Below are 14,797 nucleotides of genomic sequence, written 5' to 3' on the forward strand. Positions count from 1 at the left end.
GTCCTCCGCGCCGCCGCGTGGCAATGCGCAGCGTGCCCGGGCGCGGCGGGCGCACCGGGCACGCCTACGCCTAGGCGAGCTCGGCGAGCGTGCGCTCCGTCCGCTCGCGCAGGCCCGCGCGGCTCGGGCCGCCCGCGAGGATATCGCGGCTCGAGGTCCCGAGCACGCGGCCGTACGCCGCACCGAATGTCTCGCGGAGAGCGGCCCCGGTAGCGCCTTGGGCACCGAGCCCGGGCGCGAGGATGGGCCCGCCCATCGCGGCGAGGTCAAGGCCCAGGCGGACGACGGCGTCGCCCACCGTTGCGCCAACCACGAGGCCGATGCTTCCAAGCGGCTCGCCCGCATAGCGCGCGTTCTCGGCAGCGGCGGATTCGCACACGGCCTTGGCCACCGAGCGGTCGCCGCCCGTGTGCTGCACGGACGCGCCCTCAGGGTTCGACGTGAGCGCGAGCACGAACGCCCCGCGCCCCGTCGCGGCCGCGGTCTCGAGCGCGGGCCGCAGGGACTCGAAGCCGAGGTACGGGCTGAGCGTCACGGCGTCGGCCGCGAGCGGCGAGCCGTCGCCGAGCCAGGCGTCAGCATAGGCGGCCATGGTCGAGCCGATATCGCCGCGCTTCGCGTCCGCGATGCTCAGGACGCCGGCCGCCGCCGAGGCCGCGAGGACCTCCTCGAGGACCGCGAGCCCGCGCGCGCCGTGGCGCTCGTAGAGCGCGACCTGCGGCTTCACCGCGGCAGCGAGGTCGGCGACCGCCTCGACGACCGCGAGGGAGAAGCGGCGCAGCCCGTCGACGTCGTCCGCCAGGCCCCACGCGCTCAAGAGCGCCGGGTGCGGATCGATGCCCACGCACAGCGGGCCGCACTCCCCCATGGCCGCGGCGAGCCGCGCGCCAAACGACGCGCGGCGCGCCGGGCTCTCGCCCTGGGCTTCAGCCGCCGCCTCAGACACCGGCCGGCTCCGCGGCCGCGCCCTCGCGCAGCCGGGCCGCGTGCTCCTGGAGGCTCGTGACGCCCCACTCGAACTGGCGCATGGCTTCGATCGCGAGCACCGCGAAGTTGAACTCCGCGACCGTCGTGATGCACGGCTTGCCGTTCGACGTCGCGGCGGCCCTGATCTCGTAGCCGTCGCCGCGCGCATCGCCGCCCGAGGGCGTGTTGAACACCATGTCGATCTGGCCATCGTTGATGAGGTCCACGATCGTGCCCTGGCCGTCGGCACCCGCGCCCTCGCCGACCTTGCGGACGACCGTCGCCTGGATCCCGTTGCGGCGGAGCACCGCCGCGGTGCCGCCCGTCGAGACAATCTCGAAGCCGAGGTCCGCGAGCTTCTTGACGCCGAGGATCACCGAGCGCTTGTCCCGGTTCGCGACCGAGACGAAGGCGCGGCCCGAGGTCGGGAGCGCGTTGTTCGCAGCCGCCTGGCTCTTCGCGAACGCCGTGTCGAAGTGCTTGTCGATGCCCATGACCTCGCCCGTCGAGCGCATCTCGGGGCCGAGCAGGCTGTCCACGACCGTGCCCTCGGGGGTCCGGAAGCGGCTGAACGGCAGGACGGCCTCCTTGACGGCGACCGCCGCGTTCGGGCTGATCTCGGCGCCGTCGCCCGTCTCGGGCAGCATGTGGTAGGCCGTGCGCAGCTGGTGGATCGTCGCGCCCGTGCCGATGAGCGCGGCGGCCTTCGCGAGCTGCACGCCCGTGGCCTTCGAGACGAACGGGACCGTGCGGGACGCGCGAGGGTTCGCCTCGAGGACGTAGAGGACGTCCGCAGCGAGGGCGAACTGGATGTTGATGAGGCCCCGCACGCCGACGCCCTCGGCGATCGCCGTCGTCGCCCTCCGGACGCGCTCGAGCACGTTCGTGCCGAGCGTGACGGGCGGGAGGACGCACGCCGAGTCGCCCGAGTGGATCCCGGCCTCCTCGATGTGCTCCATGACGCCGCCGAGGTAGAGCTCGCGCCCGTCGTAGAGCGCGTCCACGTCGATCTCCACCGCGTCCTCGAGGAATCGGTCGATCAGCACGGGGTGGTCCGGGGTGATCTCGGTCGCGTTCTCGATGTAGCGGCGCAGATTCGCCTCGTCGTAGACGATCTCCATGCCGCGGCCGCCCAGCACATAGGACGGGCGGACCAGGACGGGGTAGCCGATCTCGTCCGCGATGCGCTTGGCCTCGTCGAAGGAGACGGCCGTGCCGTTCTTCGGCGAGATGAGGCCCGCGTCGTCGAGCACCTTCGCGAACGCGCCGCGGTGCTCCGCGAGGTCGATCGCCTCCGGGGACGTCCCGAGGATCGGCACGCCGGCGTCGGCGAGCTGCTGGGCGAGCTTGAGCGGGGTCTGTCCGCCGAGCTGGACGAAGACGCCCATGACGCCGCCCGTGCGCTCCTCCGCCGCGATGACCTCGAGCACATCCTCGAGCGTGAGCGGCTCGAAGTAGAGGCGCGTCGAGACGTCGTAGTCGGTCGAGACCGTCTCGGGGTTGCAGTTGACCATGACCGTCTCGTAGCCCGCCTTGCGCAGGGCCATCGACGCGTGGACACACGAGTAGTCGAACTCGATACCCTGGCCGATCCGGTTCGGGCCCGAGCCGAGGATCACGATCGACGGCTTCGAGTGGAGGCCCACCTCGTCCTCCTCGTCATAGGAGGAGTAGTGGTAAGGCGTGTACGCCGCGAACTCGGCCGCGCACGTGTCCACGGTCTTGTACACGGGACGCACGCCGAGGGCCTGGCGCACGCCGCGCACCACGTCCTCGGAGTGGTGCGTGAGGGCGCCGATCTGCTCGTCCGAGAAGCCGTGGCGCTTCGCGAGGCGCAGCAGGTCCTCCGTGAGCACGCTCGCCGAACGGATCTCCCGCGCAACCTCGTTGAGGAGCTGGAGCTGGTCGAGGAACCACGGGTCGATGCCCGTCGCCGCGTGGAGCTCGTCAACGCCCGCGCCGCCGAGCAGCGCGCGCTGGACCTGGCTCAGGCGGTCGGTCGTGGGACGCTTGGACTGCTCGACGAGTTCCGGAACGTCCCACTCGGGCACGGGCGTGAAGTCGAGCTGGGCGCCGCGCTGCTCAAGCGAGCGGAGGGCCTTCTGGAGCGCTTCGGTGAAGTTGCGGCCGAGGGCCATGGCCTCCCCCACGCTCTTCATGGTCGTGGTGAGCGTCGGATCCGCGGCCGGGAACTTCTCGAACGCGAAGCGCGGAACCTTGACCACCACGTAGTCGAGGGTCGGCTCGAAGCTCGCGGGCGTCTTCTGCGTGATGTCGTTCGGGATCTCGTCCAGCGTGTAGCCGAGCGAGAGCTTCGTGGCGATCTTCGCGATCGCGAAGCCCGTGGCCTTCGAGGCCAGCGCCGAGGAGCGGGAGACGCGCGGGTTCATCTCGATGACGATCACGCGCCCGGTCTTCGGGTCGACGGCGAACTGGATGTTGCATCCGCCGGTGTCCACGCCGACCTCGCGGATCACGGCGATCGAGACGTCGCGCAGCTTCTGGTACTCGCGGTCCGTGAGCGTGAGCGCGGGGGCCACGGTGATCGAGTCGCCCGTGTGGACGCCGACCGGGTCGAAGTTCTCGATCGAGCACACGACCACGACGTTGTCGTTCTTGTCGCGCATCATCTCGAGCTCGTACTCCTTCCAGCCGAGGATGCTCTCCTCGAGGAGCACCTCGGTGGTCGGGCTGTAGAGCAGGCCTTGGCCCACGATCCGGCGGAGGTCCTCCTCCGTGTAGGCGAAGCCCGAGCCGAGGCCGCCCATCGTGAACGACGGGCGCACCACCACCGGGTAGCCGAGCCGCTCGGCCGCGCCGAGGGCCTCGTCGATCGTGTGGACGATCTCGCTGCGTGCCGACTCGGCGCCGCAGCGCTCGACCACGCCCTTGAACTTCTCGCGGTCCTCGCCGAGCTCGATCGCCTCGATGTTCGCGCCGATGAGCTCGACGCCGTACTTCTCGAGCACGCCGTTCTTGTCCAGCGCGATCGCGGTGTTGAGCGCAGTCTGGCCGCCCAGGGTCGGAAGAATCGCGTCCGGGCGCTCCTTCGCGATGATCTTCTCGACGACCTCGGGCGTGATCGGCTCGACGTACGTCGCGTCTGCGAACTCGGGGTCGGTCATGATCGTGGCCGGGTTCGAGTTGACGAGGATCACGCGCAGGCCCTCCTCCTTGAGGACGCGGAGGGCCTGCGTGCCCGAATAGTCGAACTCGGCGGCCTGCCCGATGACGATCGGGCCAGAGCCGATGACGAGGACGCTCGTGAGATCTGTACGCTTCGGCATTTAGTTCGCTCCCTCACTCGGTGCGTCGTTCGTGGTCTGGGCGGCATCGCCCGCGGTCTTCTGGGCGTCCATGAGGTCGATGAACCTGTCGAACAGGTACGCGGCGTCGTGCGGGCCAGCCGCGGCCTCTGGGTGGTACTGGACCGAGAACGCCGGGATGTCGAGGCACGCGAGGCCTTCGACGACTTCGTCGTTGAGGCTCACGTGGCTCACCTCGACGCGCCCGTACTGCGACTCCGGCGCGTTCGTGGGTCCGTCGAGCGGCGCGTCGACGGCAAAGCCGTGGTTCTGCGACGTGATCTCGACCTTGCCGGTCCGGCGGTCCATGACCGGCTGGTTGATGCCGCGGTGCCCGTAGCGGAGCTTGTAGGTCCCGAAGCCGAGCGCGCGGCCCAGGATCTGGTTGCCGAAGCAGATGCCGAAGTACGGGATCTTCTCGTCGAGCACAGAGCGCAGCAGCGCGACCTGCGCGTCCGCCGTCGCGGGGTCGCCCGGGCCGTTCGACATGAAGAAGCCGTCGGGGCCCACGGCCTTGACGTCCTCGAGCGTCGACGTGGCCGGCAGGACGTGCACGCGCACGCCGCGCTCGGCGAAGCGGTGCGGGGTCATGGCCTTGATGCCGAGGTCGATCGCCGCGATCGTGAACCGGGGCTCGCCCTCCCAGCCGTGCTCGGCCGGCTCGACCGTGTAGACGGCGTCCACGCTCACCTCTTCCGCGAGGCGCGAGCCCTCCATGGTCGCGCTCGCGAGCACCTCGTCGAGGAGCTCCTTGTCGCTGCGCTCGGCCGCGGAGCCGGAGAAGATCCCGGCGCGCATGGTGCGGTGCTCGCGCAGGTGCCGCGTGATGGCGCGCGTGTCGACGCCCTGAATGCCGACGATCCCCTGCCGCTCGAGCTCGTCGTCGAGGCTTCCCTCAGAGCGCCAGTTCGACGCGCGGCGCGCGGGATCGCGGACCACGTAGCCGGCCACCCAGATGCGGCGCGACTCGGGGTCCTCGGTGTTGACGCCCGTGTTGCCGATGTGCGGCGCGGTCTGCACGACGATCTGGCGGTCGTAGGACGGGTCCGTCAGGGTCTCCTGGTACCCCGTCATGCCGGTCGCGAACACGGCCTCGCCGAGGCTCGTGCCGACGGCACCGTAGCTGCGGCCGCGGAACACCCGGCCGTCCTCGAGCACGAGCACCGCGGGCGCGCTTCTCTTCGTCGCCGACGTTCCCATTTCAGTCACTGTTCACTCTTCTTCCTGGTCCTGCGGGAGGCCGGTGTCGCCGGGACGCCCTGAACTCATGAGGTCTTCGATCGCTGCCTTGAGGGCAGTCTTGTCTCCGGGGACGCGCGTGCGGAAGCCCGTGTCCACCGCGTGGTCGCCGAGCCGCCAGCCCAGCACCACGAGTCCGTCGCGCTCGACGAACTTGCCGGCCATCCCGCTCTCGAGGCGCACCTCGTCGATGCTGCCCGCGGGGACCCACAGCGGTCCCGAGCCGGCCCGCTCGAAGAGGACGCCGCCGTCGTACACGGCCGCATCCGCCTTCGTCCTGAGGCCGAGGCCATGGACCGCGAGCCGGTCGAGCCAATCGCCCGCCGTCGTCGTCGTGACGTACTGGCCTTCGGCGCGGTAGCGCTCGGGTCCCGGGTCGTCGGGTACGGGCTGCGGCGCGGGCACCTCAGCCTGCCGTCGCTGGCGTCCGCGCCAGCCCACCCAGAGGAGGACGGCAAGGGCCACCGCGAGCCCGAGCATGACGAGCGCCGGGATGGTGCGGTCCATCAGCACTCCCCCGCGGCCACCGCGTCCGGGTGCGGCGCGTTGAGCGCGCCGTCGAGGACCGTCGGGTGGCCCCGGAAGAACGTCGCGACGACCCGGCCGGGCAGCTCGCGCCCCGCGAACGGCGAGTTGCGGCCCTTCGTGGCCTGCGCGGCGGGATCGACCGTCCAGCGCGCGGCCGGGTCGACGAGCACGAGGTTGGCCGGCTCGCCCGCGGCGAGCGGGCGGCCCTGGTCGGCGACGCGGCCGATCCGCGCGGGGATCTCCGACATCGCGCGGGCCACGCCGCGCCAGTCGAGGAGCCCCGTCTCGACCATCGCGTGCTGCACGACCGAGAGCGCGGTCTCGAGGCCCGTCATGCCCATCGCGGCCTGCGCCCACTCGCACTCCTTGTGCTCGCTCGGGTGCGGCGCGTGGTCGGTACCGACCACGTCGATCGTGCCGTCGGCGAGGGCGCCGCGGAGGGCCTCGACGTCCGACTGCGTGCGCAGGGGCGGGTTGACCTTGTAGACCGGGTCGTAGCTGCGCACGAGTTCGTCGGTGAGCCACAGGTGGTGCGGCGTGACCTCGGCCGTGACGTTGACGCCGCGGGACTTGGCCCAGCGGATGATCTCCACCGATCCGGCCGTCGACACGTGGCACACGTGCAGGCGCGAGCCCACGTGCTCGGCGAGGAGGACGTCACGCGCGATGACGCTCTCCTCGGCGACCGCCGGCCACCCCGGAAGGCCGAGGACCGCGGACACGGCGCCCTCGTTCATCTGCGCACCCGCCGTGAGCCGGGGCTCCTGCGCGTGCTGGGCCACGACGCCGTCGAACGCCTTGACGTACTCGAGCGCCCGCCGCATGAGCACCGGATCGTGGACGCAGATCCCGTCGTCGGAGAACATCCGAACCTGCGCAGCGGAGGCATGCATCGCCCCGAGCTCCGCAAGGCGCTCGCCCGCGAGACCGACCGTGACCGCGCCGACCGGGCGGACGTCGACCCAGCCCGCGCGGCGGCCCAGGCTGTGGACCTGCTCGACGACACCCGCCGTGTCCGCGACCGGGTTGCTGTTCGCCATCGCGTGCACGGCGGTGTACCCGCCGAGCGCCGCGGCCCGCGTGCCGGTCTCGACGGTCTCCGCGTCCTCGCGGCCAGGCTCGCGCAGATGCGTGTGCACGTCCACGAGCCCGGGCAGCGCGACGAGGCCGTCCGCGTCCACGAGGATCGCTCCGTCCGCGTCAAGCGCGGAGCCAAGGGCCGCGATCCGGCCGCCCTCGATGAGGAGGTCGGCACGCTCGCCGCCGTAGAGGGCTGCTCCCCGGACGAGGTAGGCGGGGGCGGTCACTTCTTCGGTCATCGCGCAGACTCCTTCGCAGACATGAGCAAGTACAGGACGGCCATGCGCACGGACACGCCGTTCGCGACCTGGCGGAGCACCTGGGAGCGATCCGAATCGGCCGCGGCCGAGGAGATCTCGAGCCCTCGCACCATGGGGCCGGGGTGCAGGATCACGGTGTCCTTGAACTCCGGCTGGCTGAACCGTGAGAAACGTTCGTCGCCGAGCCCCCAGAGGCGCGAGTACTCGGCCGTCGAGGGGAAGAACGAGGCGTTCATGCGCTCGGCCTGGACACGCAGCATCATGACGGCGTCCGGCGCGTCCGCGAGGGCCTCGTCCAGGTCGTAGCTCACCTCGCACGGCCAGTGCTCGACGCCGAACGGGAGCAGCGTGGGCGGCGCGACGAGCGTGACCTTCGCGCCGAGCGTCGTGAGCAGCCACACATTCGAACGCGCGACGCGCGAGTGCAGGATGTCCCCCACGATCACGACGCGCGCCCCCGCGAGGTCCGTCCCGGACGACGGCGTCCCCGCCACCTGCGCGAGGTGGCGCCGCAGTGTGAACGCGTCGAGGAGGGCCTGAGTGGGGTGCTCGTGCGTGCCGTCACCCGCGTTGACGACCGCGGCGTCGATCCAGTCCGTGGTCGCGAGGCGGTGGGGCGCGCCGGATGCCGAGTGGCGGATGACGACGGCGTCCGCGCCGATCGCTTCGAGCGTCTGCGCGGTGTCCTTGAGCGACTCGCCCTTCGAGACCGAGGAGCCCTTCGCGGCGAAGTTGATGACGTCCGCGGAGAGCCGCTTCGCGGCCGCCTCGAACGAGATCCGCGTGCGCGTCGAGTCCTCGAAGAAGAGGTTCACCACGGTTCGGCCCCGCAGGGCGGGCAGCTTCTTGACTTCGCGGTCGTTGACGGCGGCCATCTCCTCTGCCGTGTCGAGGATCTGGATCGCGTCTGCGGCCGTGAGGTCCTGAGTCGAGAGCAGGTGCTTCACGCGAATGCCTCTCCATCCGTGCCGCCAGCGGGCGCCTCGATCGCGACGTGATCCTCCGTGAAGCCCTCACCTGAGTCGACCTCTGCGAGGCGGACGCGCACCTTCTCCGCGGCGGAGGTCGGCAGGTTCTTGCCCACGTGGTCGGCGCGGATGGGCAGCTCGCGGTGGCCGCGGTCCACGAGGACGGCGAGCCGGACGATCCGCGGACGCCCGAGGTCCACAAGGGCGTCAAGCGCGGCGCGGATGGTGCGGCCCGAATACAGCACGTCATCGACGAGGATCACGACCTTGTCGTCGATTCCCTGCCGCGGAACGAGCGTCCGGGCGGGCGGCCGAGTCGGCTGGCGCGCTAGGTCGTCGCGGAACATCGTGATGTCGAGCTGGCCCACGATCTGGTCCGGGTCGACGCCGGAATCGGCGGCTGCGAGCTTGCGGGCCAAGCGGAGCGCGAGCGGATATCCGCGGCGCGGAATGCCGAGGAGCACGATGTCCTGCGAACCCTTGTTGGCCTCGAGGATCTCGTGCGCTATGCGGGTCAGGGCGCGGTCGATATCCGCTGCGCTCAGGACGACGCGGCCCAACGGCGCGTGCGCCGGAGCGGCGGTCCCGGGCGTTCCCTTGTCTGCGGCAGCTGGTGCCAAGGCAGACCCCTTTCCCCGCCTCACAGGACGGAATTAAAAGGATGTGACGGCTGAACCGCCTTCAAAACTATCACAGGGGCGGACCGGGTGCGCCCGGCCCGGCCGCTAGCCTAAGAGCCATGACGAGCCAAGCGCCGCCTCCTGTAGATCCCCGGCCCGAACCAGCCGCGCAGGCCCCAGGGATCGTTCCGGTGCCCCCGACGCGCCGAACCCACGCCCCCGGCCTCACAGCACTCTTGCTCGCAGGCGGCATTCTCGTGCTCGCGGGCCTCCTGCTCGTCATCCCGTTCCTCGTCACGAACACCGGAAGCGGCGGACTCGCCGTCGGGTTCGTGCTCTCGCTCGTTCCACTCGCCGTCGTCCTCGGGGCGGTCGCCGTCGTCGACCGCTGGGAGCCCGAGCCCACGCGCCTGCTCATCTTCGCCCTCGCGTGGGGCGCGGTCGTCGCCGTGGCGACGACGACGCTCGTCCAGCCGTTCTTTCTGGAGGTCTTCGGTCCGCACCACGGCGGGCCCGACGACATGCGGCTCTTCCTCGCGACGGTCGAGGCGCCGTTCGTCGAGGAGACCGCGAAGGGCCTCGGCCTCCTGGTCCTGTTCCTCGCCGCGCGCAAGTACTTCGACGGCCCCGTGGACGGTGTGGTCTACGGCATGACGATCGCGGCGGGCTTCGCATTCACGGAGAACATCCTCTACTTCGGCCGGGCCTACGCGGGCGGGCCGGGCTCCACGGCGACCCTCGTGGTCATGTTCATGCTGCGAGGCATCTTCTCCCCGTTCGCCCACGCGATGTTCACGGGCTCGCTCGGCGCCGTCATGGGCTTCGCCGCGCGGCGCTGGAACGCCGGCCTCGGGATCGCGGCGTTCTTCGTGGGCCTCGTCCCGGCCATCCTGCTGCACCACCTGTGGAACAGCGGCGGCGATCAGTTCCTGCTCGTGTACGCGGCCGTCGAGGTGCCGCTGTTCGGCGCGGCGATCGCGGGCGTGTACCTCCTGCGAAGGGCCGACGCGCGGCTGACCCACCGGCGGCTCGCGGAATACGCGGCAGCGGGATGGTTCACTCCGCTCGAGGTCGACATGCTCGCGACCCCGCGCGGTCGCAGCGCGGGCCTGCGTTGGGCCGCGTCGCGCGGGCGGCGCAGCGAGATGCGCGCGTTCATCCGCGTTGCGACCGAACTTGCCTACACGCGCCAGCGCGCCGTGAGCGGGCGGGACCTCGCGGGCTACGTCCAAGCGGAGCAGGTGCTCCTCCGCGAAGCGGGCCGGCTTAGGGCCACCGTCGTGGCGCCCTGAACCGGCCCGCTTGCGTTTCGTGAGCCTCAGCCGCGCGCGCTTCAGGCCAGAAGCGTGGGCTTGAGCGTCTGGAGGGTTCCGAGGAGGCCGTTGACGAAGCCGGGCGAGTCGTCGGTCGACATGATGCGGGCGAGCGCGACGGCCTCGCTCACCGCGACGCCGTCCGGGACCTCGTCGTTGAACAGGAGCTCCCACGTGCCGATCCGCAGGATGATGCGGTCGACGGCGGGCATGCGCTCGAGGGTCCAGCCGCGCGCGTACGTCGTGAGGATCTCGTCGATCTGGACCTGCTTCGCGACGACGCCGGCCACGATCTCCTCCGTATAGGGGTTGATCTGCTGGTCCGTCCGCTCGACGCGCCGCTGGATGACCTCGGACGGCGCGACCGAGCGCTGCTCAGCCTCGAAGAGGATGTCGAGGGCCCGGCTCCGGGCCTTGCCGCGGGCACTCACTAGTCGTTGACACGTCCCAGGTAGTTGCCCTCGCGCGTATCGACCTTGACCCGGGTGCCGGTCTCGACGAAGAGCGGGACCTGGATCTCGTAGCCGGTCTCGAGCGTCGCGGGCTTGGTCCCGGCCGAGGATCGGTCGCCCTGGAGGCCCGGCTCGGTGTACGTGATCTCGAGGACAACGCTCGGCGGAAGTTCGATGTAGAGCGGCGCGCCCTCGTGCAACGCGATGAGCACCGTCTGGTTCTCGAGCATGAAGTGCGCGGCGTCACCCACAGCCTCGGAAGCGATGTGGATCTGGTCGTAGTCCTCCGTGTCCATGAACACGAAGTCCGAGCCGTCCTTGTAGAGGTACTGGTAGTCGCGGCGGTCAACAGTCGCCGTGTCAATCTTCGTGCCGGCGTTGAACGTGCGGTCCACCACCTTGCCCGACGTCACGTTGCGCAGCTTCGTACGGACGAACGCGCCGCCCTTGCCCGGCTTGACGTGCTGGAACTCGATGACGTTCCACAGCTGTCCGTCGAGGTTGAGGACGGTCCCGTTCTTGATGTCGTTGGTCGTAGCCACGTATCCCTCTCTTATCACCTGCCGCGGTCACGGCACCTCGAGGAGGGCGCACGCGGAAATCCGGGGACCATTCTACCTGTGCGAACAACCCGGCCGGCGCTGCCCGCACCGCTTGGGCGGCGGCGCGGCTCAGGAACCGCCGAAGCGCTCCTCGCGGGCCCGCCCGAGGGCGACAGTGCTCGAGTAGATGAGGCTCGCGTCTGCCGACGCCGCGACGCGCAGCTCGAGCGCCTTCGTGAAGGCGTCCTCGGCCGCGGCGAACTGGCCGCGCGAGAACTGGATCTTGCCGAGGTACTGGTGCACCATCGCCTCGCGCGGAGTGCCTTTGACCTCCGCGAGGATCTGCCGCGCACGCTCGAGCGCGCGGTCGTTGCGGTTCCCGAGCCGGAGGACGTCGAGCTCGAGCACCTTGAGCTGGAACGACTCGGGGTCGCGATACCGGGCCTCGACGATGAGCTCGGCGGCCTCGTTGACGTTCCCGCGCGCGAGTTCGACGACCGCGCGGTCCTCAAGGGAGCCGCTCGTCTCGAGTGCGGCTTGGCAGCGGTCCTCGTCGACGACGACGGCGTTGAGCGTCTCAGGATCGACGGCGATTCCCGGGAACCCAGCGTCCGGCCACTCGCGGCGGTCGATCATCATGAGGCGATCTCCTGGTACGCGGCAAAGAGGAGCGACGTGTCCGGGACCTCGAGGATCCCTGGCTTCGCGACGCCGTCGAGCACCACGAAGCGCAGGAGATCACCGCGCGACTTCTTGTCGCGCCTCATGCCATCCAGGAGGGCCTGCCAGCGGTCGCCGCGGTACGAAGTCGGGAGTCCCAGAAGCTCAAGGACGTGCCGATGCCGGTCCGCGACCGCGTCGTCGAGCCGGCCCACGCTGCGCGCGAGCTCCGCGGCGAACATCATGCCGACGCTCACCGCCGCGCCGTGCCGCCATTGATAGCGCTCCGCGAGCTCGATCGCGTGGCCGAGCGTGTGCCCGTAGTTCAGGATCTCGCGCCGGCCGCTCTCCTTGAGGTCGGTCGAGACGACGTCCGCCTTGACCGCGATGGCGCGCTCGATGAGTTCGCGGACCGTGTCCGAGCTCGCGTCCGTCGCGCCGTCGGTGTCCCGCTCCACGAGGTCGAGGATCTCGGGGTCGGCGATGAACCCGCACTTGACCACCTCGGCGAGGCCCGAGACGAGCTCGTTGCGCGGCAGCGTCGAGAGAGCGTCGAGATCCGCGAGCACGGCCGCAGGAGGGTGGAAGGCACCGACGAGGTTCTTGCCCTCGGCGGTGTTGATGCCGGTCTTGCCGCCCACCGAGGCGTCGACCATGCCGAGGAGGCTCGTGGGAAGGTGCACGACTCGGACGCCGCGGAGCCACGTGGCCGCGACGAAGCCGGCGACGTCGGTCACCGCTCCCCCGCCCACGGACACGATCGCGTCGGAGCGCGTGAAGTCGTTCTGCCCCAGGACCTGCCAGCAGAACGCGGCGACCTGGATGTGCTTGCCCTCCTCAGCGTCCGGGATCTCGGCCGTGAGGGCAGTGAACCCGTCCGCGGCGAGTGAGTCGCGCACGGCGTCGCCCGTGGCCCTGAGGGCGCGGGGATGGATCACGAGGACGCGCTTGACGCGCTCCCCGAGAATCGGGCCGAGGCGAGTCAGGAGCCCGCGGCCCACCACGACGTCGTAGTTCTCGTTCGGCTGGGCCCCCGTGACCTTGATGACCGTTGCATCGCCCTCGGGCCTGGATTCACTGTCGACGCTCACGCGTCAGCTCCTTTGCGCTGAAGTGTCAGCCGGCCCGCGACGGCGCGGGCCACCTCTTCCGCGGTGCCGCCGCCCGCGGAGATGCGGAGCGTGGCCACCGATTCGTACACGGGCCGACGCCGCTCCATGAGTTCCCTCCAGCTCCGCTCTGCCTCCCCGTGGAGGAGCGGACGGTCCTCGCTGCCCACGAGGCGGGGCGCGACGTCTTCCCAGCGCACCTCAAGGTACACGACGTCGTTCCCTGAGAGCAGTTCGCGCGTGTCGTCGCGCAGCACGGCGCCGCCCCCGAGCGCGAGCACGAGTCCGCCGGGATGATCCTCCGCCAGCGCGGTCGCGACGGCCTGAGCCTCGAGGGCCCGGAACCCCTCCTCGCCCTGGGCGGCGAAGATGTCGGGGATCGGGCCGTGCTCGGAGACCACCCGCACGTCGGTGTCGACGAACTCCGCCCCCAGGAGCCGTGCCAGCGCGGCGCCGACAGAGGACTTGCCGGACGCCATGGGGCCCATGAGGACCACCGCGCGCCCCGGGCCGAGGCGCGGCGCAGAAGGGGTCATCGCGCGACCGAGTCCATGGCCGCGGGAATGCTCTCGAGGAACGCGACAAGGTTGCGCTTGGTCTCCGCCACGGAGTCGCCGCCGAACTTCTCGAGCACGGCCTGCGCGAGCACGAGCGCGACCATCGCCTCAGCCACGACGCCCGCCGCGGGCACGGCACACACGTCCGAGCGCTGGTGGTGGGCCTTCGCGGCCTCGCCGGTCGCAATGTCGATCGTGCCGAGCGCCCGCGGAACCGTCGCAATGGGCTTCATGGCGGCGCGGACCCGCAGGACGTCTCCGATGCTCATGCCGCCCTCGATCCCGCCAGCGCGGTTGGACGTGCGCACGATCTTGCCGGACGCGTCGCGGACGATCTCATCGTGGGCCTGCGAGCCGCGGCGCGCGGCCGTGCGGAAGCCGTCCCCGACCTCAACGCCCTTGATGGCCTGAATGCCCATGAGCGCGCCCGCGAGACGCGCGTCGAGCCGGCGGTCCCAGTGCACGTAGCTTCCGAGTCCCGGGGGAAGGCCGTAGGCGAGGACCTCGACGACGCCGCCGAGAGTCTCGCCCTCCTTGTGGGCGGCGTCGACCTCCGCGACCATCGCCGTGGAGGTCTCGGGGTCGAAGCAGCGCAGCGGATCGGCGTCGAGCGCGGCGACGTCAGAGGGCAGCGGAAGCGGGGCGTCCTCGGGGGATGCGACGCCGGCGATCTGGGTCGTGTGGCTCACGAGCTCGATGCCGAGCTGACGCAGGAAGTTCGAGGCGACGGTGCCGAGCGCCACGCGCGCGGCCGTCTCACGCGCCGACGCTCGCTCGAGGACGGGGCGCGCCTCGTCAAAGCCATACTTCTGCATGCCCGTGAAGTCGGCGTGGCCTGGGCGCGGCCGCGTGAGCGGGGCGTTGCGCGCGAGGCCATCGAGCTCGGCGGCCTCGATGGGGTCGGCCGACATGACCTGCTCCCACTTGGGCCACTCGGTGTTGCCGACCTGGATCGCGACGGGGCCACCCTGTGTGAGGCCGTGGCGCACGCCCCCCACGAGCGTCACCTCGTCCTGTTCGAACTTCATTCGAGCACCGCGGCCGTAGCCGAGGCGACGACGCGCGAGCGCGCGCCGCACGTCCTCGCTGTTCAGCTCAACGCCAGCGGGAAGCCCCTCGACAATGCCCACGAGTGCCGGACCATGCGACTCCCCGGCGGTCAACCAACGCAACATGCCATCCATCCTGCCACGTAGGC

At 70.9% G+C, this 14,797-nt stretch carries 14 protein-coding genes; 1 reads left to right on the top strand and 13 read right to left on the bottom strand.

All coding sequences use genetic code 11. The features are described from left to right. Window positions 1–70 precede the first annotated feature (70 nt). The 7 genes from pyrF to pyrR are packed head-to-tail and all read right to left on the bottom strand — an operon-like array spanning window position 71 to window position 8,966. Window positions 71–946: an orotidine-5'-phosphate decarboxylase gene (gene pyrF / locus ACOKR1_RS11355; protein WP_422933181.1), complete on the bottom strand. Its 876-nt coding sequence runs from the start codon at window positions 944–946 to the stop codon at window positions 71–73. Continuing rightward, window positions 939–4,253, bottom strand: a complete 3,315-nt coding sequence (carB, locus tag ACOKR1_RS11360; protein ID WP_422933182.1) for a carbamoyl-phosphate synthase large subunit — start codon at window positions 4,251–4,253, stop codon at window positions 939–941. The genes pyrF and carB overlap by 8 nt, the downstream gene beginning before the upstream one ends. Further along, a complete protein-coding gene (gene carA / locus ACOKR1_RS11365) occupies window positions 4,254–5,471 on the bottom strand; it encodes a glutamine-hydrolyzing carbamoyl-phosphate synthase small subunit (RefSeq protein WP_422936615.1) in 1,218 nt (405 codons plus the stop codon). 12 nt (window positions 5,472–5,483) lie between these two features. Then, window positions 5,484–6,017, bottom strand: a complete 534-nt coding sequence (locus tag ACOKR1_RS11370; RefSeq protein ID WP_422933183.1) for a hypothetical protein — start codon at window positions 6,015–6,017, stop codon at window positions 5,484–5,486. Then, on the bottom strand, window positions 6,017–7,357 hold the full coding sequence (locus tag ACOKR1_RS11375) for a dihydroorotase (RefSeq protein WP_422933184.1): 1,341 nt from the start codon (window positions 7,355–7,357) through the stop codon (window positions 6,017–6,019). The genes ACOKR1_RS11370 and ACOKR1_RS11375 overlap by 1 nt, the downstream gene beginning before the upstream one ends. Next, the gene (locus ACOKR1_RS11380) at window positions 7,354–8,325 is read right to left on the bottom strand and encodes an aspartate carbamoyltransferase catalytic subunit (RefSeq protein ID WP_422933185.1); all 972 of its coding nucleotides are present in this window, start codon (window positions 8,323–8,325) and stop codon (window positions 7,354–7,356) included. Before ACOKR1_RS11380 ends, ACOKR1_RS11375 begins: the two co-directional genes overlap by 4 nt. After that, complete coding sequence (pyrR, locus tag ACOKR1_RS11385) at window positions 8,322–8,966, bottom strand: bifunctional pyr operon transcriptional regulator/uracil phosphoribosyltransferase PyrR (protein ID WP_422933186.1); 645 nt, start codon at window positions 8,964–8,966, stop codon at window positions 8,322–8,324. The genes ACOKR1_RS11380 and pyrR overlap by 4 nt, the downstream gene beginning before the upstream one ends. Window positions 8,967–9,157: 191 nt before the next feature. Between pyrR and ACOKR1_RS11390 the strand changes: the two genes are divergently transcribed. Then, window positions 9,158–10,258 (top strand): PrsW family intramembrane metalloprotease, encoded by a 1,101-nt coding sequence (locus ACOKR1_RS11390; protein ID WP_422933187.1) that lies wholly within the window; start codon window positions 9,158–9,160, stop codon window positions 10,256–10,258. A gap of 41 nt (window positions 10,259–10,299) precedes the next feature. Here the strand turns inward: ACOKR1_RS11390 and nusB are convergent, their stop codons facing one another. From nusB to aroC, 6 genes are all read right to left on the bottom strand, one after another. Further along, window positions 10,300–10,710 (bottom strand): transcription antitermination factor NusB, encoded by a 411-nt coding sequence (gene nusB, locus ACOKR1_RS11395; protein ID WP_415855823.1) that lies wholly within the window; start codon window positions 10,708–10,710, stop codon window positions 10,300–10,302. After that, window positions 10,710–11,273, bottom strand: coding sequence for an elongation factor P (efp, locus tag ACOKR1_RS11400; RefSeq protein ID WP_415855824.1), 564 nt, complete (start codon window positions 11,271–11,273; stop codon window positions 10,710–10,712). The genes nusB and efp overlap by 1 nt, the downstream gene beginning before the upstream one ends. 129 nt (window positions 11,274–11,402) lie before the next feature. Next, window positions 11,403–11,912 (bottom strand): tetratricopeptide repeat protein, encoded by a 510-nt coding sequence (locus ACOKR1_RS11405; RefSeq protein ID WP_422933188.1) that lies wholly within the window; start codon window positions 11,910–11,912, stop codon window positions 11,403–11,405. Continuing rightward, window positions 11,909–13,024: a 3-dehydroquinate synthase gene (gene aroB, locus ACOKR1_RS11410; protein ID WP_422933189.1), complete on the bottom strand. Its 1,116-nt coding sequence runs from the start codon at window positions 13,022–13,024 to the stop codon at window positions 11,909–11,911. The genes ACOKR1_RS11405 and aroB overlap by 4 nt, the downstream gene beginning before the upstream one ends. Then, window positions 13,021–13,578 (bottom strand): shikimate kinase, encoded by a 558-nt coding sequence (locus ACOKR1_RS11415; RefSeq protein ID WP_422933190.1) that lies wholly within the window; start codon window positions 13,576–13,578, stop codon window positions 13,021–13,023. Before ACOKR1_RS11415 ends, aroB begins: the two co-directional genes overlap by 4 nt. After that, window positions 13,575–14,774, bottom strand: coding sequence for a chorismate synthase (gene aroC, locus ACOKR1_RS11420; RefSeq protein ID WP_422933191.1), 1,200 nt, complete (start codon window positions 14,772–14,774; stop codon window positions 13,575–13,577). Before aroC ends, ACOKR1_RS11415 begins: the two co-directional genes overlap by 4 nt. Between the last annotated feature and the right edge of the window lie 23 nt (window positions 14,775–14,797).

It is taken from the genome of Sinomonas sp. P47F7, assembly GCF_049332655.1.
GTDB lineage: Bacteria > Actinomycetota > Actinomycetes > Actinomycetales > Micrococcaceae > Sinomonas.